The sequence below is a fragment of the Streptococcus sp. HMSC078H03 genome, from assembly GCF_001808655.1.
Classification (GTDB): domain Bacteria; phylum Bacillota; class Bacilli; order Lactobacillales; family Streptococcaceae; genus Streptococcus; species Streptococcus salivarius_G.
Genome location: NZ_KV794113.1, coordinates 154,551 through 178,180, shown reverse-complemented (window position 1 = coordinate 178,180; position 23,630 = coordinate 154,551). Strand labels below are relative to the sequence as shown.

Annotated in this window: 20 protein-coding genes; 15 read left to right on the top strand and 5 right to left on the bottom strand. The window is 38.6% G+C overall.

The window, feature by feature from the left end:
* Positions 1-210: 210 nt before the first annotated feature.
* The 4 genes from HMPREF2607_RS06705 to HMPREF2607_RS06690 all read left to right on the top strand — a co-directional run bounded on the left by HMPREF2607_RS06705 (position 211) and on the right by HMPREF2607_RS06690 (position 3,710).
* Entirely contained in the window at positions 211-1,518 is a 1,308-nt protein-coding gene (locus HMPREF2607_RS06705; RefSeq protein ID WP_070476417.1) for a LysM peptidoglycan-binding domain-containing protein, read from the top strand.
* Positions 1,519-1,531: 13 nt separating this feature from the next.
* Positions 1,532-2,011, top strand: coding sequence for a hypothetical protein (locus HMPREF2607_RS06700; protein WP_002885961.1), 480 nt, complete (start codon positions 1,532-1,534; stop codon positions 2,009-2,011).
* Between the two features lie 319 nt (positions 2,012-2,330).
* Positions 2,331-3,233, top strand: coding sequence for an HAD family hydrolase (locus HMPREF2607_RS06695; protein WP_002890593.1), 903 nt, complete (start codon positions 2,331-2,333; stop codon positions 3,231-3,233).
* 57 nt (positions 3,234-3,290) lie between these two features.
* On the top strand, positions 3,291-3,710 hold the full coding sequence (locus tag HMPREF2607_RS06690; RefSeq protein ID WP_014634219.1) for a hypothetical protein: 420 nt from the start codon (positions 3,291-3,293) through the stop codon (positions 3,708-3,710).
* A gap of 100 nt (positions 3,711-3,810) precedes the next feature.
* On the opposite strand, the gene HMPREF2607_RS06685 is transcribed toward HMPREF2607_RS06690, so the two are convergent.
* The 4 genes from HMPREF2607_RS06685 to HMPREF2607_RS06670 all read right to left on the bottom strand — a co-directional run bounded on the left by HMPREF2607_RS06685 (position 3,811) and on the right by HMPREF2607_RS06670 (position 6,520).
* Positions 3,811-4,449 carry a histidine phosphatase family protein gene (locus tag HMPREF2607_RS06685; protein WP_014634220.1) on the bottom strand — a complete coding sequence of 213 codons (639 nt, stop codon included), beginning with the start codon at positions 4,447-4,449 and terminating at the stop codon, positions 3,811-3,813.
* Between the two features lie 2 nt (positions 4,450-4,451).
* Complete coding sequence (locus HMPREF2607_RS06680; RefSeq protein ID WP_014634221.1) at positions 4,452-4,925, bottom strand: aminoacyl-tRNA deacylase; 474 nt, start codon at positions 4,923-4,925, stop codon at positions 4,452-4,454.
* Positions 4,926-5,037: 112 nt separating this feature from the next.
* Positions 5,038-5,940: a glycoside hydrolase family 25 protein gene (locus HMPREF2607_RS06675; protein ID WP_037600402.1), complete on the bottom strand. Its 903-nt coding sequence runs from the start codon at positions 5,938-5,940 to the stop codon at positions 5,038-5,040.
* A 190-nt stretch (positions 5,941-6,130) separates the two neighbouring features.
* Positions 6,131-6,520 (bottom strand): hypothetical protein, encoded by a 390-nt coding sequence (locus HMPREF2607_RS06670; protein ID WP_021144402.1) that lies wholly within the window; start codon positions 6,518-6,520, stop codon positions 6,131-6,133.
* Positions 6,521-6,671: 151 nt separating this feature from the next.
* Here HMPREF2607_RS06670 and HMPREF2607_RS06665 point away from each other — a divergent pair, with 151 nt between their 5' ends.
* Positions 6,672-7,514, top strand: coding sequence for a Cof-type HAD-IIB family hydrolase (locus tag HMPREF2607_RS06665; protein ID WP_070476415.1), 843 nt, complete (start codon positions 6,672-6,674; stop codon positions 7,512-7,514).
* 36 nt (positions 7,515-7,550) lie between these two features.
* On the opposite strand, the gene HMPREF2607_RS06660 is transcribed toward HMPREF2607_RS06665, so the two are convergent.
* The gene (locus HMPREF2607_RS06660) at positions 7,551-8,177 is read right to left on the bottom strand and encodes a Pr6Pr family membrane protein (RefSeq protein WP_002890606.1); all 627 of its coding nucleotides are present in this window, start codon (positions 8,175-8,177) and stop codon (positions 7,551-7,553) included.
* A gap of 109 nt (positions 8,178-8,286) precedes the next feature.
* Between HMPREF2607_RS06660 and HMPREF2607_RS06655 the strand changes: the two genes are divergently transcribed.
* The 10 genes from HMPREF2607_RS06655 to HMPREF2607_RS10630 form a co-directional block, all read left to right on the top strand.
* Complete coding sequence (locus tag HMPREF2607_RS06655) at positions 8,287-9,444, top strand: Mbeg1-like protein (protein ID WP_070476413.1); 1,158 nt, start codon at positions 8,287-8,289, stop codon at positions 9,442-9,444.
* A gap of 31 nt (positions 9,445-9,475) precedes the next feature.
* Positions 9,476-10,243, top strand: coding sequence for an SDR family NAD(P)-dependent oxidoreductase (locus HMPREF2607_RS06650; protein WP_070476411.1), 768 nt, complete (start codon positions 9,476-9,478; stop codon positions 10,241-10,243).
* A gap of 116 nt (positions 10,244-10,359) precedes the next feature.
* Positions 10,360-13,428, top strand: coding sequence for a type I restriction endonuclease (locus HMPREF2607_RS06645; protein WP_070476409.1), 3,069 nt, complete (start codon positions 10,360-10,362; stop codon positions 13,426-13,428).
* Positions 13,428-15,032 carry an HsdM family class I SAM-dependent methyltransferase gene (locus tag HMPREF2607_RS06640; protein ID WP_070476408.1) on the top strand — a complete coding sequence of 535 codons (1,605 nt, stop codon included), beginning with the start codon at positions 13,428-13,430 and terminating at the stop codon, positions 15,030-15,032. Before HMPREF2607_RS06645 ends, HMPREF2607_RS06640 begins: the two co-directional genes overlap by 1 nt.
* On the top strand, positions 15,025-16,248 hold the full coding sequence (locus HMPREF2607_RS06635; protein WP_070476406.1) for a restriction endonuclease subunit S: 1,224 nt from the start codon (positions 15,025-15,027) through the stop codon (positions 16,246-16,248). The genes HMPREF2607_RS06640 and HMPREF2607_RS06635 overlap by 8 nt, the downstream gene beginning before the upstream one ends.
* 33 nt (positions 16,249-16,281) lie before the next feature.
* On the top strand, positions 16,282-18,396 hold the full coding sequence (locus tag HMPREF2607_RS06630) for an AAA family ATPase (RefSeq protein WP_070476404.1): 2,115 nt from the start codon (positions 16,282-16,284) through the stop codon (positions 18,394-18,396).
* Between the two features lie 212 nt (positions 18,397-18,608).
* Positions 18,609-18,947, top strand: a complete 339-nt coding sequence (locus HMPREF2607_RS06625; protein ID WP_070476402.1) for a type II toxin-antitoxin system RelE/ParE family toxin — start codon at positions 18,609-18,611, stop codon at positions 18,945-18,947.
* Complete coding sequence (locus HMPREF2607_RS06620; RefSeq protein WP_070476400.1) at positions 18,940-20,025, top strand: HigA family addiction module antitoxin; 1,086 nt, start codon at positions 18,940-18,942, stop codon at positions 20,023-20,025. Before HMPREF2607_RS06625 ends, HMPREF2607_RS06620 begins: the two co-directional genes overlap by 8 nt.
* A gap of 87 nt (positions 20,026-20,112) precedes the next feature.
* Entirely contained in the window at positions 20,113-21,048 is a 936-nt protein-coding gene (locus HMPREF2607_RS06615) for an Rpn family recombination-promoting nuclease/putative transposase (RefSeq protein ID WP_070476398.1), read from the top strand.
* A gap of 505 nt (positions 21,049-21,553) precedes the next feature.
* Positions 21,554-23,630: YSIRK-type signal peptide-containing protein (locus HMPREF2607_RS10630; protein ID WP_398584103.1), on the top strand; the 2,077-nt coding region annotated here is incomplete at its 3' end.

The window sequence follows — 23,630 nt, the reverse complement described above, 5'->3', positions numbered from 1 at the left end:
TAGTCGTAATTATTGTATCATAAATCATCTTCTAAAGATAGGACAAATGATTAAATGTCAGATAAATAAAGCTAGGATTTGTCTATTTTTAGGACAAATCGCTAACTAGCATTAACCTTTGATTAGAAAGTTATAGAATTTATTGACAAATATAATAAAAAGGGTGTACAATAGCAAAGTAAGTTTCGTATGATATAAGGAGGAAATGCGATGAAAAAGAAAAATTATGTTAGTAAAGCCGTGATGCTTGGCGCTTTACTAGCACCCATTGGGATGCCTACGGTATCTGTGTTAGCAGATAGCTTTTATCAAAATCAAACAAGTGCTCACGCTGCTGATATTACAAACTGGATTGCCAGCACACCTGAACAAATTACAAATAATTTGACAACTCAGAACATCAATCCACAGCAGTTAGATGGCCAACAATACGTGATTCAATGGGGAGATACCTTGTGGGGAATCTCTCAAGCAACTGGAATTTCTATTGAAAAATTAGCCTACGATAACAATATTCAGAATATTGATCTTATCTTCGCAGGTGATGTCCTCATCTTGAAACGTGATGGTGATGTCCCAGCAGGTTACCATGTGACTGGTAACGGTTACCGTTGTGCACATTCTAAGATTGTTATCAACAACTACTACGGTGATAACAACCGAGTGATTATCAATAACAGCACATTTGTCTCTGATGACCATTCTAAGAATACAGTGATTTACGCTCCAGATAATTCTGACAATAGCGTTTCATTCTCAAACAACACGACTAACAATAACAACGATAAAGACAAAGATACTAAAGATTCTAAAGATGGCAAGGAATCATCTTCAACATCATCAGAATCTAAAGATGCTTCATCAAGCTCAACAAGTGGATCATCATCTTCTGCATCAAGCTCAACAGCAAGCAGTAGTGAAAGCAAAGCAAGTACAGAAAGTTCTAAGGAAAAAGAATTGACTGATGATGCTTTCCAAGATAAGGTTCAAAGTGAATTCGAACAAGTATATCAACAAAAACGCTCAGGTAGTCCTGCATGGACATTCTTCTCACATGAAGGTGATAAGAATGGTGCAAATGCTACAGCTAAGAAGGACACTGAAAGCAAAGCCCTTTACCTTGAAGGTGAAACGCCAAAAGCTAAAGATATTGTTGATGGACCTAAAGATGGTGCCAAAACGGAAGCTAATGCGAAAGCTCTCGCTGAAAAGATTTACGACACCCTTAGCAACGGAGGTAAGCTGTCAGATCTTATTAAGGCAAAATATGCTCAAATTCAGGTAAGTTATAAGGGTGATAAGTGGGCTTTCAACGTTGATGTTTACAAGGAAAAAGAAAGTTCATCATCAAGCACTGAGAAATCTTCAGAATCTAAGGCTTCATCAAGTGATGATTCTCAAACAGAAACACGCATGAGTTCAAGTTCATCAAGTGTTGAACGTTCATCATCAAGTTCTTCAAGCCACACTGAAACAGACTCAGAGGCAACTTTCTCTGACCTAACTGGTGACGAATAGAGAGGGGCAAGACATGTCAAAGAGAAATATCATTATTAGTGTTGTTCTTGCTTGTCTCTTGGTTACGGGAGCTGGATTTGGTGCTTTCTATTACTGGGGAACACACCATTTGGATAGTGTTGTACCTGGTAAGGTTTACCAATACTCAAGTACTCTAAACGGTGAGGTCAATAATCGTGTCATGTATGTAGCCTTCCAAGAAGGTGGGAACAAGGCACTTGTGAGTCAAGATCGTACGACAGTGGTTAATGCTGCTAAGAGTCAGACTGACTTTGACAAGGCCTATAATGACCAAACAGCTAAGTGGGAATACAGTGTGACAAAGACAACATTGACTCTTGGTAAAAAAGAGGATGATCAACTGTCACAATGGCAGTACAACAAGGTCTTTGCTTATGGTGACCACTTCACATCAAAAGATTTCTATTACCAGATTGCCAAGGGTGGTCAGGGTGAAGTCAAACAAAAAATGACCTTCAAAGAAATTAAATAAGTGTCTGAATATGACAAGATTCATTAGGTTTGGGACAAAATGTTCCAAACCCTTTTCTATCTTCAAAACACAAATAATCTTTTCTTAAGTGGGGTCAAAAATTGAAAAGAAAGGGCAAAAACGGTATAATAAGACTGTTTGGGCAATTGCATTCAGATAAAAAACAGACGAGTAAGATTGCCACAAGACAGTTGACTTAAAGCTTACTTTTGCAAGACTTAGTATTTCACTAGGAGTGTCTGATGTTTCAGTTTAGTTGTTAGACCCCTTAATTTACCTAAGTCTCTGACAAGAGAATGATATAAGAAAGAACGGACAGATGATTACCTCTATTGTTTTTGACGTTGACGATACTATTTATGACCAACAGGCACCTTATCGTATTGCCATGGAAAAATGTTTCCCTGACTTTGATATGAGTCACATGAATCAAGCCTACATTCGTTTCCGCCACTATTCTGATGTTGGTTTTCCACGTGTAATGGCAGGTGAGTGGACAACCGAGTATTTCCGTTTTTGGCGCTGTAAAGAGACCCTTTTGGAGTTTGGCTACCGTGAAATTGATGAAGAAACGGGCAACCATTTCCAAGAGGTTTACGAGCATGAGTTGGAAAACATCACCATGCTTGATGAAATGCGCATGACCCTTGATTTCCTCAAGGAAAAAAATGTGCCTATGGGGATTATTACCAATGGACCAACAGAGCACCAACTTAAAAAGGTTAAGAAGTTGGGACTTTATGATTACGTTGATCCTAAGCGTGTCATCGTCAGTCAGGCGACAGGTTTCCAAAAGCCTGAGAAGGAAATCTTCAACCTCGCAGCTGAGCAATTTGACATGAATCCATCGACGACGCTCTATGTTGGAGATTCTTATGACAATGATGTCATGGGGGCCTTCAATGGTGGTTGGCATTCTATGTGGTTTAACCACCGTGGACGTAGCCTTAAACCAGGTACTAAGCCAGTCTTTGACTTGGAAATTGATAGTTTTGAGCAACTCTTTGGAGCGGTGAAAGTCCTTTTCGACCTTCCAAATAACAAATATATCTTTGATATCAATGATAATGAAAATCCAGTACTTCAACTAGGTATCAATAATGGTCTTATGATGGCGGCTGAACGTCTTCTTGAGAGCAATATGAGTATTGATAAAGTGGTTATCCTTCTTCGTTTGAATGCGAACCAGGAAAAAATCCTTCGTATGAAATATGGAAGATAATAGAGCGGCCTCGTGTGGCCGTTTTATTGTCTAGAACGTGAGATAAGGAGTTTGAAAATGGTAGAAATCAACAACTTAAAACATGATATTGAAGCACTAAGTGCTGAACGTGAGGCTTTGAGAAAAGAGGTCGAATCACTCGAAGCCAAACGTGACGATCTCTTTGAAGGTGTTAGAGATGCAGAACAGATGAAGTGTCTTGCCTGGGATTCCTATAATGCATTATCAGACCACCTTAATACTGAAGAAAAGCAACGAGAGTTTGCTAACAACTATTGGGAACATGTTCATAGAACTGTCAAAATAGATATGGAATTTGTTTTGAGTCGTGGTCTTCGTTTTAAGCGTTTATTGTCTGAAGGACAGTATGATCTTGTCTTACAGGAACTAGACGTTTTCGAAAAGGAATTAGATGATTTGGCTCGAGGATTTGGTGTTGAATTAGACCGTTTGCCAGAGGAACCGAGTTGGAAATAATGGAAGTGAAGCTCTTGAAGTAGTAGGCTTTAAGGGCTTTTTGAGTGCAAAAAAGCGACCCTTGTTCAGGATCGCTTGTCTTATGAAGTCAGTCGATGATTTAGCTGATCTTGTTTTGTTCATCCATATAAGATGTATCATTCCAACATTTGAGAGTGAAGTGCTCGAAATCATTGGTTTCGAGAATAGTGACAGAAGCATTGTCAAGACCTCCTGCCTTACGAAGAAGACCCGGTTCAAAACCAAGGAGGGTACGGATAGAAGCTGTTAGGTTAGCTCCGTGACCAACAATGAGGACATTTTTAGCATCACTATCTTTAAGTGTTTTGACAAATTCGGCCACACGTTTGGTTGTCTGGTAAACAGATTCAGCTTGGAAGTCATTAGCACGGAAGTTGGCTAGGTTATGACGGAAGGCATCCATTTCTTTTGGATAGATGGCCTGAACGAGTGAAATTTTTTGTCCTTCCAGTTTGCCAAGCTGCCATTCACGCAAAGCTTTAGTGTAGGTAACTTTAGCTTTAGGTTTTTGAGACTCCATGATGAGCTCTGTAGTTTTTTTAGCACGTGGTAGGTCACTTGAGAAGACCAAGTCAAAATGAGTGTCACTAAGATAGTGACCTAGCTCACGTACTTGTTCAACAGATTCTTTAAGCAAAGGCGAGTCTCCCTTGGCGCCTTGAAGTCGGCCTTCCAAGTTCCACTCAGTTTTACCGTGACGTACAAAATACAGTTTCATGATTACTCCTTAATATCAGCAAATTCAGCATTAACAAAATCAGCAAGTTCTTGACTATTGATACGGATAGAGCGCCCAATTTCTCCCGCTGAGACAATAAGGAAACCAGCTTCTTGGGCAGACTGATCGATGTAAATAGGGAAATTGTGTTTTTGGCGAATTCCCACTGGGTTGTTGGCTCCGTGAACATAGCCAGTCGTTTTTTGGAGATCCTTTTGTGGAATCATTTGAACTTTCTTGTTCCCTGAAATTTTAGCTAATTTCTTTTCAGACAGGTGCTCGGTGATAGGGACGATGCCGATGACTGGTCCTGTCTTATCTCCCTTAAGGGCGAGGGTTTTATAAATGCTCTCACGTGCCACATCTTCTGGAAGCTCTCCTTCTAAACCATTGAAGGATAAGCTATCATGGTCAATTTTAGCTTTATCAAGAATTTGGTCAACCAAGGTTTTCTTGACTTTGCCTTTCTTAGCCATTGTCATATCTCCTTTTAAAGTTATACATTTCTACCATCCATTATAACACATTCGTCCGAACACGCCTAAACCAATTTGACAAGAAGAAAACCAGTGCCTTAGACACTGGTTTTTACTGACTACTAGATGAACTTGTCGAAGTAGTCTTCTTATTTTTAGTTGGTTTTTGCTTAATCTTACCAAAGAGTTTTTCAAAGGTTTTACGTTTGTTTTTCTCTGGATTGATTTGGTTAAGATCTAGGATGTTGTCGAAACCTGGAAGGCTTCCTTGAGACGTATACTGGTGAAGGTCATAGTCGATTTCAGTGTTTGGTAAAGCCTCGTAATAACCAGAATCGGTACCGTAGGCTGGAATCCAAACAGCGTCGAAGTTTTTAGTTGAAACTTCTTGCTCGAGCATGAAATAAGCACCAATATAGAGACCAACATTTTCAGCTCCAAGTCGTTTGAGCTCAGCGAGAAAGGCTTGGACACCTTGCTCCATGTTAGACATGGTTTCCTCTTCGACGTCAATCCAGTAATAAGTCGGTTTGTATGGAGAAGCATTTTTGTAGAAAATACGAGCTTCTTCCTTCATCTCCTTGACAGAAGTACCTTGAGCGTAGGAATAGACGGCAACTGGAACGTCACGTTTTTTGAGTTCTTTAATATGTGTTTTAAAAGATTTGTCGACCCCATTCGAACTAGCGGCATTGCTATCCTTACTAATCAGTGATCCACCGAAGACGCGGACGATAGCACCAGAAATATGATTTGACAAGACATCGTAATCGATATCCTGAGGTAGTTGCCACCCTGAAAGGTCGATAATGGGATTGAGTATCAGCTCCTCGTCGGAACTGCTAGATGTACTACTGGTTGTTGTTTTTGGTGTAGTAGCATAAGGAATAGCAGATTTCACGTTTTGAAGATGCGCCTGTTGTTTGGACGTATTGTGAATATTTGCAATAACTAATGCTAATCCTAAAAGAGCTAGAACCACGTAAACAACGATCGGTTTTATTCTTTTTCTCATTACTCCCATTCTACCTTAAATAGCGCAAAAATGCAAAATAGAATGTTTATAAATTCTGTGAGAGATATTAAAGTGACTGATTTCCAAAAAGCCTTTGTAGTGCTGACTTAGGCACATTTTATGAATAAAGGTGTTTTGAGCTATCCTTGAATTAAGTGAATTTTTCATTTATTAAAGCAAGAAATTTAGCTTAAAAGTCAGTTTCCTCCTTGAAACTAGCGCCACTAGTGGCATCAGACCAGGCGACAAGAGCTTGAGCAGAGTTATCCAGATAGGTCTTGAGAGGTTGCTTCAAATCATAAATGGTTTCCCAAAATCCTAGTACCTTTCCTTCGTTGTCGATAGCAGCTTGGTAGGTTTGGATGAGGACTTGATCAAAACTGTCTGTTGGAATCTGATAACTTCTTTCTTTGGTAGGAGAGGCTAGCACTTCAGACATGATCCAATCAGGCAGATTTTCAGACTCACGGGGGAAGAAACTACCGTCAGCGCCACCATTGTCATAGAGAAAGTTTCCTTGGGCATCATAGGCTGCTAATTTATAGGGCAGGTGATTCAGTAGTGTTTTTAAATCATTCATACTTTCATCATAGCTTCTTTCATGCAAAATGGCAATGCATTGGATTGGAGACAATACTATCGTAGGATAGTATCAGTTTGTCCAAGGATAGTAGTATCTCCTGTAGCAGTATCAGGGTATAATAAAGTAAAAGAAGACTCGAGGTGAAAACATGTCAAAACTTATTTTTTTAGATGTTGATGGGACCTTGGTGGATTATCATAACCGCATTCCAGAATCAGCAATCAAGGCTATTCGTCAGGCCCGTGAAAAGGGCAATCTGGTCTATGTTTGTACTGGTCGTAGTAAGGCAGAAATGCAGCCAGAATTATGGGAAATTGGCTTGGATAGGATGATTGGTGGTAATGGCTCTTATGTAGAGCATCATGGCCAAGTCCTCATGCATGAGCTGATTTCTAAGGAAGATGCGGCTAAGATTGTGGATTGGTTGACCCAACGTCATCTAGCTTTTTATCTTGAGAGTAATAACGGTCTCTTTGCCAGTCCTGATTTTTGGGAGCGGGCACGTGAGACGCTTAAGACTTACGCTATTCAAAAGGGGCAATCTGTAGCGTCTGTTGAGGGGAAAGAACCAGAAGATTTTCTTCATGGCCTTCAGTATGGTAGAGAACTCTACCGTGATGACCTAAACAAGGTCAGTTTCGTTTTAGAATCCTATCAGGACCATTTAGATTCAAAAGAAGCTTTTCCACAGCTTGAAGCCCATACTTGGGGAGGTCGAGGTGAAACAGCCTTGTTTGGTGATCTAGGTGTTAAGGATATTAACAAGGCCAATGCCATCGATGTCCTTTTGGAACATTTGGGGGCTGAGCGTTCGGAGACCATTGCTTTTGGTGATGCCAAGATTGATATCCCTATGTTGGAATACTGTGAGGTTGGGGTTGCCATGGGAAATGGTGGGCCAGAAATCTTGGATATGGCAGACTTTGTGACAGACGATGTTGAAGCTGATGGCCTCTACAAGGCTTTTGAGAAATTGGGTTTATTGCAATAGAAAAAACTGAGTTCCTTTTGGAGCTCAGTTTGTATTTTATGCTGGTTTACGACCGATAAATTTTTTCAAGAGATATAAGAGATAGCCAACAGCGATATACCCAGCACTGATGACTAGGACATTTACCAAGACCTTGTTCCAACCAAATTTATTGACATTGATAAAGAAGTAGGCGAAAGGGCTATCTTTGGCACCTGGGATTGGGAGTTTTAGAACCAAGCCATTTAGAAGGGCAAAGGCAAAGTAAGACAGAGGGACCACTGACCAGTAAATTGGTTCACGGAGACGGTAGGCTTTCTTAGCATCGAAAATGAGGGTATCAAGCACCAATCCCCAAGGGACAATATAGTGAACCAAGAAATTGCGGAGGGTCCAGAATTTCTCAGGTTCTGTAATAGGAGCCAAGAGGATGTGATAGATGACTCCAGTGATGAGGATGGCCATGGTTACGCCACCCTTGTAACGCAAGAGTTTTGTGTTAGTCGTCGCATCTCCTTTTTTGAAGTCATAGATGATAAAGAAAATCAAACTAGAAAAGACGAGGATATTGGACAAAACGGTGTAATAGAGTAGCATGCCCCAACCATCATCATGGATTTGGATAGAGACTCCTACCAAACCACAGAGAGCTAGTAAGATACGGTAAAATCGTGAAATAGTCATAAGCTTCCTTTTCCTAATAAATAATCTCTCTTATCATATCACATTTTTCACTAACAATTTATTGAAAATTCTAGTAAAATCAAAGTAAGAAAGACTTTAAGGAGTAATGATGTCCAATTTAATCGATTATCTTGATAAGGTTAAGGATTTGCCTTTCGACCAAGAGCCTCTTAATATTTTGGATAAGGTTTGCATCAATGAGATTGGCTACCTGACTTATGAAAAATGGCTCTCAGCAAGTGATTTGAAGGAAACCATCAATTTACATGACTATGCTGAAGGGAAGGACTTAAATCCAGACTACAGCTTCATGGTGACTAAGGAACGGGTAGATTTGGCTGAAGCCATGGTCAGGTCTAGGCGTTTCGCTGGACTTAATCTAAGTGACTACTGTAGTGTCTTGGACAAGGAAGTCGAAAAGCAGTTTGCAGCCATGATTTTTAGTCTGCCTGAACTGGACTACCAGCAGATTGTTTTTCGTGGGACAGATGATAGTGTTATTGGCTGGAAGGAGGATTTTCAGCTGACCTACAGTCGGGAAATTCCAGCCCATCGCTCAGCTATTGCCTTTCTGTCTGAGCACTTGCCAAAACTCAGTGGCTATATCGCTGTTTCTGGACATTCCAAGGGTGGTAATCTTGCCCTCTATTCGGCTGTTCAAAGCTCGACTGCTCTACGTGAGCAAATAGCAGAGCTTTTGCTCCTAGATTCCCCAGGCTTGATGAAGTCCCTCTTAGAGAAGCCTTCTTACCAAGAGTTAAAAGCCAGGATGACAGTTATTAGACCTCGAGATTCTGTTGTGGGGGTTATGCTCTATTGGGATAGGCCTGCCCAGCTAGTCGCAGCAGAAGGCATTGGATTTGCTCAACATAACGCCTTGACTTGGGAGGTTGATTTAGTGGCAAATGATTTTGTTTATGAGGACCAGCCAACAGAGTTGAGTCAACGTTTGGAAGAAACCTTCCAAGAGTGGATTGAGACCTTGCCCAATCAAGAACTCAAGCAAGTTTGCGATTTGGTTTTTGATACCATCCTTGATTCAGGTATTGAAAGCCTCGATGATATTGGCATCCAAGCCTTGCCACAGATAGGTCAGATGCTGCAAGAATTTGGCAATCTCTCGGACAAACAAAAGAAGGTCTTGCAAGACGGTTTCAACCAGTTACTCTGGATATTTTGGAAGTCAGGAAATAAAAAATCTACCCTGCCCAAGCTTGAACTTCCTGATTTTATCAAGAAGTTGGGTGAATTGACAAATAACGATTAGGGGCAGCTGAACTATAGGAGTGGAGGATATCATGCCTAAAAACGTACTTATTACAGGGGCAACATCAGGAATTGGCGAAGCAACGGCGCGTGCCTTTGCCAAAGAGGGAGAAAATCTCATCCTAACAGGTCGCCGTGTAGAGCGTTTAGAAGCTCTAAAAGAGGAGCTTCAAGCAACCTATCCAAATCAAAAAGTTTGGACCTTTGCTCTGGATGTCACTGATATGTCCATGGTCAAGGATGTTTGCCAAGCTATTCTCAAAAGTGTAGGTCAGGTCCATGTCTTAGTCAATAATGCAGGTCTGGCACTAGGTCTAACAGCTTATCAAGACTATGAGGAGTGGGACATGCTGACCATGCTCGACACCAATGTCAAGGGCTTGATGATGGTGACACGTCAGATTTTGCCAAGCATGGTTGCCGCCAATGAGGGCCATATCATCAATATGGGCTCTACGGCGGGCATCTATGCCTACGCAGGGGCAGCCGTTTATTCAGCTACCAAGGCCGCAGTAAAAACTTTCAGCGATGGCTTGCGTATCGATACCATTGCCACAGATATCAAGGTGACGACCATTCAACCTGGTATCGTTGAGACCGACTTTTCTCAAGTTCGTTTTCACGGTGACAAGGACAAGGCGGCGAAAGTTTATCAAGGGTTAGAAGCCCTCCAAGCCCAAGATATTGCGGATGCAGTCCTCTACGTCACCAAGCAACCACGACGCGTCCAGGTTTCAGACATGACAATCATGGCTAATCAACAAGCCACAGGGTTTACCATTCATAGGGGGGATAAATAGAAGATAAAAACATGGCACCAAGCTGTGTTTTTTTGTTTGAATTTTCCCAAAACTATGAAAGAAACCGTGAAAATGCTATAATGTAAGGGATTACGACAGGACGGAGAGGTGAAACAATGGTTTCTAGAAGAGAGTTTTCAGAATTAACTAGGGTTCAGATTCCAGCAGCCTTACACTTAATGCGTTTGGGGTATACATATCTTGCTCATAATGGTAAGGAGATTATGGGAAGAGATCCTGAAACAAATATTTTAATTTCAATCTTTAGAGAGCAATTTTTAAAGTTCAACAATTATGCAACTGATTTGGATGTTGAAAGAGAACTCAATAATATCAAGATTGAATTAGATCAAAATGATTTAGGCCGTGCTTTTTATAAACGTATAGTAAGTAATAGTGGTCCAACTTATATTGACTGGGAAAACCCTAAGAATAATACATTTCACCTTGCTTTAGAGGTAACCTGTCAAAATGGAGGAGACGAGTTTAGACCTGATATTGTCATTTTTATAAATGGCTTGCCACTTTCATATATTGAAGTGAAACAACCTAATGCCATTCGTGATGGTAAGACCGCTATTCAATCTGAGCAATCACGAACAGCTGTTAGATTTGAGAATAGGAGATTTCGTCGTTTCAATAATATTACCCAATTGTTTTCATTCTCAGATAATTTACCTTATATCAGTGGTCAAGGTCAACAAAAGCAAGGGTCCTTTTACTGTTCAAATGCATTCTCAAAAACTAAATTCAATGCATTTAAGGAAGAAAGAGAAGAGGAGCTAATTTATTCAATACATTCTTTAGGTGAAGAGGAGATTGATGCAGTATTAAAAGATGTTAATCGATTTGCCTTGAAATCTCAGCCAGAATTTAAGACCAATCAAGATCCAAGTACACCTTGTAATACATTTATCTCATCACTCTATCAAAAGGAAAGATTATTGTTTTTGCTTCGCTATGGATTAGCTTATGTAGAAGAACGCTCAAAAGATGGCACTATTCAGCTGCAAAAACATGTGATGCGTTATCCACAGTTTTTTGCAACAAAAGCAATTAAGGATGCAATTGGAAAAGGAGTGAAGAAAGGTGTCATCTGGCATACACAAGGGTCTGGAAAAACTGCCTTGTCTTATTTTAATATCAGGTACCTTACAAATTATTTCTCAAAACAAGGAATCGTGCCTCAGTTTTATTTTGTAGTTGATCGCTTGGATCTTGCAGATCAAGCTACGCGAGAGTTTACTAAACGTGGTTTGAAAGTAAAAAGGATTAACCGTCCACAAGAATTGAATGAAAAACATGATTCTTATCAAGTTGCTGTCGTTAATATTCAAAAATTTAAGGATAATTCAGATTTAACAGATCATTCAGGCTACGATTTAAATCGTCAAAATGTCTATTTTATTGATGAAGCTCACCGTTCATATAATGAGAAAGGCTCCTATCTCCCAAATCTATACAATGCAGATAAAAATGCTATTAAGATTGCACTGACTGGAACGCCCCTAATAACATATAAAAAAGATGGTAAAACCAAGGAAAGTCATGCAACGACTCGTGATATTTTTGGTGATTATATCCATAAATACTACTACAATCAATCGATTGATGATGGTTTTACACTTCGTCTGATGCGTGAAGATATTGAAACCTCTTATAAAGAGACTCTTCAAACCATCAATGAAGAAATTTTGCGTGGAGATCTTTCAAAAGATGATATTTTTGCTCATCCACGTTATGTCTCACCAATGTTGGATTTCATTCTGGAAGATTTCAATAGAGCACGTGATGTTGTCTTCAATGATGATTCCATCGGTGGAATGATTGTTTGTGATTCATCTAAACAAGCACGTGAGATTGAAAAGCAATTAGAAGAACGCAGAAGTCGTGGGGAGACAAATATCACATCAGCTTTAATCCTTCATGATGAAGGAGACAAAGAGTACAAGAAAGATCGTGTAGAAAGCTATAAAGAAGGTAAAATCGATCTTGTTATTGTATATTCGATGTTACTAACAGGATTTGATGCACCTAGGTTGAAAAGATTGTACTTAGGTCGCAAAATCAAGGCTCATAACTTACTTCAAACATTGACACGTGTGAATCGTCCATATAAGGATTATCAATTTGGATATGTGATTGACTTTGCAGATATTTCGAAAGAATTTGATAAAACCAATCGCGCTTATTTGGAGGAGCTTAATCAGGAATATGATCTAAAAAACACAGGAGAAGATGTTGAAAATGTTTTTGGTTCTCTCTTTGTTTCAGCAGATGAAATTAGTAAACAGCTTGAAAAATCAGAGACAATCTTGATGAATTATCCAACTGAGAATCTAGAGTTCTTCTCTCAAACTATTGATGAAGTGAGAGATAGACATCAACTTATCGAGTTACGGAAAGCGCTAGAAGCGATGAAGCAATTTTATAATGTTGCTCGACTTTTAGGACATCGTGAACTTCTAAGTAAGATTGATATTAACCAGGTATCGACTTTGTTGAACGTGATTTCAAGACGTTTGTTGAATCTTTCACTTATGGAAAAACCTGATGAATTCTCGAGTCGAACCTTGCTTAATCTAGCAATGTCTGATACGACATTTAGTTTCGTTAAAATCGCAGAAGAGGAGTTACGACTAGCAGCGAATGATCTCTACGAGCTTCGCAAACGAGTTGCAGGTGGGATTAACGGTCGTCCAGATGAAAAAGACCCTGAATGGGTAAATCTCTATGAGGAATTTCGTAGAATCATGAAGAAACATATGATTTATGAGCAGGAAGGCCTCACAATGGAGAATATCAAAGAAACTCAGACTGAGTATCAAAATCTGTTCGACGCATTTGAAGATTATAAGAGCCGAATGCGACGACTAGCTATGAATTTCAATGGCGATGAAATGGCAGCTCGCTCTTTCAAACATGTTACCAACTCAACCGTGGTAAGTGAATTTCCAGTTATCTTCCATGTGATCAAAGGATCAAAAGCTAATTTAGATTATCAAATTGGTCTAAATCAAGGTGTCCTTGATAACAATGATTTTTTGAAACGAATGATTCGTGAACAAGCACGCAAAGAAATGAAAAACACAGAATCAACTGGAAATGAAAGGTTGACAAAACAAGACTTCAACAATCTTGTTGAATCTTTATTTGAAGAATACGAACAGGAATATCAAAACTAATGAATGAACAATATAAGGTCCAAGTCCAAGACTTGGTAGACGATTTGAAAGCAGTCTTTACCCACGCTGGTTTAGGCGGTGAAGCAGGAGAGTACAAGCTCCTTACTCAATCTTTCTTGTACAAATTCTTGAATGACAAGTTTCTCTATGAAGCACAAAACGTCGATTCAGAAAACACTTATGACCATCTAGTATCTATGAGTGACGAGGATTATGATTGGCTCCTAGAGGATATCGGGACGTCAACAGCTTGGATGAAGCCAAATCAATTCATCGAAACGCTCCATCGCAAGCAAAACGAATCCGATTTTTATGAGACGTTTGAAAACACACTCAATCAAATTGCCATTGACAACAATGATATCTTCTCTGTCCATACAGAAGGAGATACAACTGTTCGTCTCTTTAATGAGCGCCTGATTACTGATAACATTTCAGATAGCAGTAAGCGTAACGAGGTTGCAAAATCTATCATCAATCTCCTTGCTCGTGTCAAGTTCGATGAGGCTATTTTTTCCCAAGGTTTCGACTTTTTCTCTACCATCTTTGAGTATATGATTAAGGACTACAACAAAGACGGCGGTGGGACCTATGCCGAGTATTACACACCTCACTCTGTCGCTAAGATTATCGCTTATATCTTGGTGGGAAATGATAAACCTCAAAACGTGCGTATTTATGACCCGTCTGCTGGTTCTGGAACTTTGCTCATGAATCTTGCGAGTCGTATCGGTGTGGATAAGGCGACTGTCTACAGTCAGGATATCTCACAAAAGTCATCCAATCTCCTTCGTCTCAACCTCATCTTGAATGGACTTCAACACTCCATCCATAATATCGTTGAAGGCAATACCATTTTACGTAATCGTCATCCTGAAAAGATGGACTATATCGTGTCCAACCCTCCTTTCAAGTTGGATTTTTCAGAGTGGCGTGACCAAGTGGAGACCTTGCCAGAAGCTAGTGAGCGTTTCTTTGCAGGAGTGCCTAAAACACCAAAAAATAAAAAGAATTCGATGGCGATTTATGAACTATTTGTTCAGCATATCATCTATTCTTTAAAACCAGATGGTCAAGCAGCAGTTGTATTACCGACAGGCTTTATCACGGCTCAGTCAGGGATTGATAAGAAAATCCGTCAACACTTGGTTGACAATCAAATGCTGGCTGGTGTCGTTTCCATGCCGTCTAATATCTTTGCGACGACAGGTACCAACGTTTCTATCCTCTTTATTGATAAGAAAAACAAGGGCGATGTCGTCCTCATCGATGCCTCGAACCTCGGAACCAAGGTCAAGGAAGGCAAGAACCAAAAGACTGTCCTTTCTCCTGAGGAAGAGCAGAAGATCGTCGAGACCTTTATCAAGAAAGAAGCCGTCGAGGACTTTTCTGTCACTGTTTCTTATGAGGATATCAAGGAGAAAAACTACTCTCTCAGCACAGGCCAATACTTTGACATCAAGATTGACTATGTAGATATCACAGCAGAAGAGTTTGAAGCCAAGATGACCGCCTTTCAAGACAAACTCTCAGACCTTTTTCAGCAATCACATGCATTGGAGCTGGAGATTGAAGAGCAAATGAAGGGGTTGAAGTATGAGTGAGTGGAAAGAAGTAAGTTTATCAGAATTAGGGAAAACAATAACTGGGAAAACACCATCGTCTCAATATCCTGAGGATTTTGGAGATGAAGTACCTTTTATTACTCCGTCCGATTCCTTTGAGAAAAAATACATAAGTAGGTCAGAAAGATACTTATCACGTTTAGGTTCAGACCGTCTAAAAGATAAAATCATTTCTTCTGATAGTATTATGGTTACTTGTATAGGCTCAGCTATGGGAAAAGTGGCAAAGAATAGTTTGCCTTCAGTTACTAATCAGCAGATAAATTCTATTATAGTTAATGAAAATTTTGATTCTGACTATATTTATTATCTTTTTAAAAATAACTATGCTGTATTTAGAAATGCTGCATCAGGTAGTACAGCAATTCCAATTCTAAATAAAACTTATTTTGATAATTTGAGATTTAAAGTTGAATTGGATTTAAACCAACAACGTAAAATGGTTTCAATACTTTCAAAAATTGATGCCAAGATTGAAATCAACAACCAAATCAACCAAGAGTTGGAAGCCATGGCTAAGACTCTCTATGATTACTGGTTTTTGCAGTTTGATTTCCCAGACCAGAATGGCAAACCCTACAAATCATCAGGCGGAAAGATGGTCTATAACCCAGAACTCAAACGCGAAATCCCAGAGGGATGGGGAGTGGAGAAGTTGGGAGATATTGCTAATATAACAATGGGACAATCTCCTAAAGGAACTTCTTATAATGAAGTTGGAGAGGGAATGTTATTTTTTCAGGGTTCGACAGATTTTGGTTGGAGATTTCCTGTGGCAAGACAATACACAACTGAACCGTCTAGGATAGCTGAAGAAGATGATATCTTGTTAAGTGTTAGAGCACCTGTGGGGACTTTGAATATCGCTGATACAAGATGTTGTATTGGTCGAGGTTTAGCGGCTATTAATAGTAAAGTAGGAGTAAATAGCTATATTTTTAATGTTATGCAAGATTTTAAAAAGCTATTTGATATGAGGAATTCTGTAGGGACTACATTTGGTTCAATTACTAAAGATGACCTTTACTCATTACAATTAGTCTATCCGCCAAATGAACTATTGATGAAATTTGACCAATCAGTAAAATCGTTTGATAGAGAAATCAAAAATAGAAGTAGACAAAACCAAGGACTCACTCAACTTCGTGATTGGCTCTTGCCAATGCTGATGAATGGACAGGTGAAGGTGAAGTAGATCATTTATAGCTAAGTAAATAAAGGAGAAATGATGATTACCGAATTGCAACTTCCTTCAGATCGGTTTTTTAATGCTACATATAGCGGTTTAAAGCAAAAAAATTTTATTTACGGAAAAAACGGAACAGGGAAATCAACTATCACTCAGACAATATCTGATTTATTCCACGCTACTCATGATGTAAGAATTTTTCAAGGATTTGATTCTGTGGCGGAAAATTCAGTATTGAATGCGATTTCGTTAGGTAGAGAAAATGCTAGTATACAACCTCAAATTGATCAGGTAAGTCTTCAAATTTCTGAATTAGAGAAAGACCTTATTGCTAATGATAGTAGACCAGATAATCTTTATGCGAGGTATCAATCTAAGGAAAAAGAATATAAAGAACAAGAAAAATCTATAAATAATAATTTTAGCTCCTCAGCTAGTAAACTAAAAAGAGAGCACACTGATTTAACTGGAGTTTATTATGATATTCGAAACTTCAAAAAGGATATAAAATGTATTGAAAACAGTGTTTCAAGTGTTCTCTTAAGTGATACTGAGACAGAACAGCTTCAACAATTAATGAATCAAGAAGAGATTAAGATTGAAACAAAACAATCATTTCCAAATGTTGATGTAAGCGGATTTTTAGAAGCTACAAATGAAATTATCACAACAGAGCTAGTAAAAAGTATCATACTAGAATTTTCAACAATTGAGGAACAAAACTGGGTTAGACAAGGTTTGAACTATCATGAGAAGGGAGATGTTTGTGCGTTTTGCAACAATCCAATTTCTGAACAACGTTTGGACCAATTAAATCATTATTTTAGTGATAATGTTAAAAAGTTTGAGACAAGGTTATCACGTGCTATCGAACATTTAAGATCTAAAAAATATGAGATTAGTAAAATAAACGTGATTGAACCTTCTCAGTTCTATCCTATTTATCGTGAACAAATTTCAGTTTTGAATACTTCTATCTTGAAATTGATTCAAGAGTATACTCAATTCCTAGATTTTCTTATTGAAACTTTGGAAAAACGTAAGTCTAATCTTTTTACAACTATGTCTGAAATATCTTATAAAATACCGGATAGTTTTGAATTTATTAAGGGACAGTATGGTAAAATTTATGTAGAAAATAAAAAATACGGTCAAAATTTAACCATAAAAAAAGAAGAAGCCAAAAATAAGTTGAGACTCAATTTGGTAAATATTGAGTTATCTGGAATGGACTATAGTCAGGAGATTTCTGATTTAAAGGATTTAGGTAAAGAAAAGGAAAGACTGGCAGATGAGTTTCAAATCAATCAGAATAATTTGATTGCTTTAAGGAAACAAAAAGCTGACCTTATCTCACAGACTATAGACGAAAGTATCGCTGCAGAGAGAATTAACAAAGCATTAAGAAGTTTAGGCAATCATTCGTTTCAGTTAGTCTTAGTTTCAGGTGAACAAAAAGGGCAGTATACGATAAAAAATATTGATGGTAGCACTCGAGATGTAGATACATTAAGTACAGGAGAAAAGAATATTGTATCATTTTTGTGGTTTTTAGCAGATTTGGATAATCCATCCAAAAATACAGAAAACCCACAAATTATTATTTTCGATGATCCGATGAATTCAAATGATGATACAACACAATATTTAATAATATCGTATTTACAAGATTTGATAAATAATTTATCTGAGAATCAACAATTATTTATTTTAACTCATAATATTCATTTCTACCTAAATGTAAGATACGATTGGTGGAGGAAGGCACCTAAGACTAAGTTGACTTTACATCTTAAAAAGATTGATGGGAAAAGTAAGATTTTACCAATCGAAACTCAAGATAAAGATTTAAAAACTAGCTATGATGCTCTATGGACAGAATTGAGATGGCTTTATCAACAAGATAAACCAGATTTTATGTTAAATCCTATTCGTCGAATTTTTGAAACTTTTTCGAAGTTTAATAACATATCTCCTAGTGTTTTATTTAAAAATGATGCTGAAGCTAAAAAATTATTTGATGTTAATTCACATTCAATCGACGATTTAGAAGCTGACCTTAATGGTAAAACTAAAGAAGATATTATTGCTAAAGTAAGAGTATTATTTAGTAATAATAACGCACAAGCACATTTTGAAAAGTATTGGGACTAGTATCACTCCTTGACATGCTTGGTCAGCTTCATGGAACGACACCAGAAGCAGACGAAGAACTCAAGGCTTTTGTGGAAGCATTTAAGGGGTAGTTTATTAGTTAAATGATAAAAGAAGGATCAGTCAAATGAAGTTTTAACTGGTCTTTTTTCTATGAATTTGATAATATTAAATTACCAAAAAGGTAATTTAAATCGAACAGAAAGGAATTTATGAAGCTTATCTATACCAATAAAACTGTTGAGAAACAGTGCACTGAGCTGAGGCGAGCGAAAAAGGATTTTTCGGATAAGGTTGCATTAAAGTTACACCAGTTGATTAACCTTTTGGAAGTATCGGATTCTTTGGCTAGTGTGACGGCTTTTCCTAAGTATCATTTTCACCAATTAAAGGGAAAGAGAAATGGACAGTTTGCTTTAGATATAGATGGTCGAAGGAGTTCCTATCGTTTGATTGTAGGATTTCGGGAGGAAGATCTTGAGAAGGTATTTTCTAGTCCGGTAGAAATCGAAATCTTGAAAATAGAGGAGGTAAGCAATCATTATGAGTAAAAAAGTGGTTGAGTACAAAGACCTGGTTGCTTTTCATCCGGGTCAGTATGTTGAAGACTTAATTGAGGACTATAACGTAACTCAGAAAGAATTTGCGGAGCGTTTGGGAGTCTCTGCCAAGACTGTCAGCAAGCTAGTTAATGCTGAGGAGTCTATTAGTAAGGAGACAGCTCATAAGTTAGCCAAGTTAAGTGGTGTTTCTATGCAGACTTGGCTCAACCTTCAAAGCATTTATGATGTGAAAGTGGCTGAAATTGTAGAACAAAGAGAGCTTGAACAAGGCCGAGAGAAGGAAATCTGCGAGATGATTGACTTTAAGTATTTTAAGCAAAAAGGCTACGTTCCAGAGAAGCGCTATAGTATCGGTGAAAAGATTACAGAGCTTCGGAAGATTCTAGAAGTATCGAGTCTAGAATATCTCCTGACTTTTAACCATTTAGTGAGTTATCGTAATACACGTGACTTTACCGAAAAGAGTATCGTTAATTCCAATATCATGTTAGAGTTAGCATCTAAAAAAGCTCGTAATAAAACGACTACGAAGCTTAATCGCAGAAAGTTAGAGAGAAGCTTACCGACTTTGAGAGAATTGACGAGACAAGATCCAAAGGATTTTGCTCAAGAGTTGACCGATATCTTGCTAGAGTGTGGAGTTGTCCTAGTGGGCCTTCCTGCTTTAGCAAATGCTAATTTAAATGGTGCAACAAAGAAATTTGGAAACGGTAGTGTCTTGTTGTTATTAACAGATCGTAATAAAGCATCAGATATTTTTTGGTTTTCACTTTTCCATGAGATTGGTCATATTCTTCAGAATGACTTTTCGTCTGATGATGGAGATATTGACTCTTATAAACGTTCTGAGGAACTAGCAGACCAGTTCGCAAAAGATTTACTTATTGACCCGAATGACTATCAAAGATTTATAGATGAGGCTTGCTTTGATAAACAAGCGATTAAGAAATTTGCTGATGAGATTGGTATCCATCCTAGTATTGTTTTAGGTCGTCTTCAGAACGATGAGTATTTGGGTTATGATCAATTTAGAGACTTGAAAGTGAACTATTATTTGGTTTCTTAATGGCTTTTATAGGTACTATCTAAAAACTTTTCCCGAATAGATAGAAGTAGAGGGGCCAACCCTCTATTTTTTCTTAAGGAGAGGTAAATGGAAAAAAGACACAAGCATGTCTCACCGACCTTGGATATTATGGCTAAAAAGATTTTCAGCTTGCCTGAGGTGACGGTGGCTTTTATTCGAGATATTTTGGATTTGGATGTTGTGGATGCTCAGATTTTGGAGGGGACACAGCTTCATAAAAAGGACTTTGATAAGGATGAGCTCTTTTCAACCTCGGTGGATGTTCGGGCTAAGTTGAATGATGGAACTGAGGTCATTATTGAGATTCAGGTGCGTAAGCAGCATTATTTTCTCAATCGTTTTCATTATTATTTGGCTAACCAGCTGGTGGAAAATGTACAACAAATACGCCAACAAGGACAGACGCATAAGATGTACGAGCAGATGGAGCCAGTCTATGGCATAGCTATCTTGGAAAAGACCTTGTTGCCTGATGAGGAGTCCCCGATTAATACATATTGGATGGCCAATAGTCGGACGGGCAAGCCTTTGAATTCTTACTATAAGGACGGAAAACGTCAGGACCTTCTTCAGATTGCCTTTTTAGAGTTGGATAAGTATAATAAAGATAAACATATTACGGATGAAGGGCGGCAGTGGCTAGAGTTTTTTGGAAATCTCCCATTTTCTAAGGAACCTAGTCAAGCGGTCACGCATGCCGATTCATTACTGGATTCATCCAGCTGGACACAGGAGGAAAAGGCGATGATTGATGAACGCATACGTATTCAAGAAAATTATGACATGACTATGGAAACAGCTATCGATGAAGCACGTGAAGAAGGCTTGGAACAAGGGTTAGAGCAAGGACTAGAGCGTGGACTTAAACAAGGGTTAGAACGAGGTCGTTATGAGGGACAACTAGAACTGATTCGTAAGATGCTGTCAAAAGGTCTGTCGTTAGAAGTAGTATCGGATGTGACTGGTTTATCGGTTGAAGAATTAGAGACATTGTTATCGTAAGAATCAGTTAGGAATAAACATTTATTTGAAAAGTCAGAGGCAGTTTTTGTCTCTTTTTTTATTTTTGGGTATTTAACATTTGTAATACTTAAACATTCGGAAAATAATACTTTGAATCGTAAAATTAAAAAAGACTGTCAAACGTTTGACATAAATCTGAGAAAACAGATTTAATACAATTTGATTGTTTTAGCCGATAAATCTTGCTAAATAAGCCTTTATGGAAGTTTAGAGTTTTCTCTTTCTTACACGTGAAAGAAATTACCTTTTTGTGCGACATTTTTAGACTATAATTTAGAAATGAATAACTGAACTTTCTAATATGACATTTTTGTTAAGGCCTTGTTAAAATGGATTACTTAGCCTTTTATTTTGTGTTCTCATGACTTATAATTTGTTTTGGTTTGTTTTGGATTAAAGAAACAACAGCATCATTAAGTACATCAAATATTTAAGAGTCTCTGTTTTTAGTTCGAGAATAGCTTAAAACTAAAATGGAGAGATTGTGAAAAAAAGTATCGGGAGAATTAACTTGTTTAGAGAAAGTAAAACAAAACCAAAGTACAGCATCCGAAAATATTCCATTGGGGCAGCATCGGCTTTGATTGGCTTCATGGCCCTTGCCAATGGGCAAGCAGTTCAGGCTGACGAGGCACAATCGATTAGTGACTTGACTGATGCTTCAAATCAAGCGCAGGCCCCTCAAGCGGTTTCAACAGCTCAGTTGGCGACTTCAGAGCTAGCATCAGAGAGTGTGCAAGCTTCTCAGCCTGCCAATATTATGCCGTCTCAACCTCAGGTAAGGACTGTTCAAGCAGCTGAGCAGACTCCGACCATCGATCAAGTGATTGAGACAGGCACCTCTCAAAATCAAGGAACGTCAGCAAATGTCTTAACCAATGCGACTGAGGGTCAAGGACAAGGCAAGGAGTATAACACAGATGCCTACGGTGCCAAAATGCCTTACACGACTCATGAAGCAGAAAATGCGACTATCGAAAATGGAGCTACAATCCAACAGTCAACTGACATGGAATCTACGGCCGTGGAAGCGACGAACCAAACTTATGTCGAGCTTCCTAAAAAAGATGCAGCAGTTACTTTCAATGTCACCGAGCCAGCCAATGCTTTGAATGTGCGTTATACAATACCTGATGGTGCATCAGGTCAGTTGGATGTGCAGGTTAATGGTTCAAGCGTTGGTAATCTTGATTTGTCATCTCACTCAGCATGGCAGTACCTTAAAGGTGACCACGAATATGATCAAGTCGTTGATGGATCAAGTGCACGCTTCCGTTTTGATGAGACACGTCTTCTCCTCAAGGACATCCAATTGAAATCTGGTGATAAGATTTCTTTGGTTAAGAAGAAAGATGACAATGTCCCTTATGGTATTGATTTTATTGAGCTAGAACAGGCTCCAGCGCCAGTTGCCCAAGGTGAAAATAGCATCAGTATTGTGGATAAGGGTGCATCTGCCAATGATGATAGTGATGACACAGCTGCCCTACTTGCGGCTGTTGAGGAAGCTAAAGCTAGCGGAAAATCTGTCTATATTCCAGAGGGACGTTTCAATTTCGACAAACAAGTTAATATCGAAGCTGATAATCTAAAAATTTCAGGTGCTGGTGTTTGGCATACACAACTGCACTTTACAAGTGATAAACGCTATGGTGGTGGAATTGTCTTCGGTCATAATAGTAATGGTATTGAGTTGAGCAATCTTTATATGGATTCCAACTTGACCTCTCGTTATAACGAGGATGCACAGTACAAGGCTATTTCGGGAACACTTGGCAAGGATTCGAAAATTCATGACATCTGGGTTCAGCATTTTGAAGTTGGTATGTGGATTGGAGACTACGACCAGACGGGAAATATGAAGTATACGGACGGTCTTGTTATTGAAAACGCTCGTATCCGTAATAACTTGGCTGATGGTATTAACTTTGCTCAAGGAACCAAGAATTCAACGGTAAAAAACTCTAACATCCGTGGGAATGGTGATGATGGTTTGGCTATCTGGTCAAGTATTTCAGATGGGACAAATGCCGCAGCCGAGGAAAATAATAAATTCCTCAACAACACCATTGAATCAGGCTGGCGTGCGGCTGGTATCGGTATTTTTGGTGGTAAGGGTCATGAAATCTCAGGAAACCTCATCAAGGACGTCTTTGCTGGAGCAGGTATTCGTGTGAACACAGTCTTTGCAGGTCACAATTTTGACCTCAATGATGCTGGAATTAAGATTCATGACAATACCATTCTACGTTCAGGGACAACTAATGACCTCTATAACCTCCATCGTGGTGCGATTGATTTCCAACAAGTTCGTGGAACAATCAAGAATGTCGATGTCTACGATAATAAACTATTGAATACCTTGGCTGATCCAGTGATTACTAAAAACTTTGAGATGGGTGACAATGGTAATGGAGAAATCCGTATATCAAATAATACGATTGACAATAAGGCGACGATTGTTGGAGCTGTTTCAACAGTTTCTCCAACAAAGTCTGAGCCAAAGCCAGTCAATAATCCAGTCTCTGAGACTTCAGCATCAGAAACACCAAAGAGTGAAG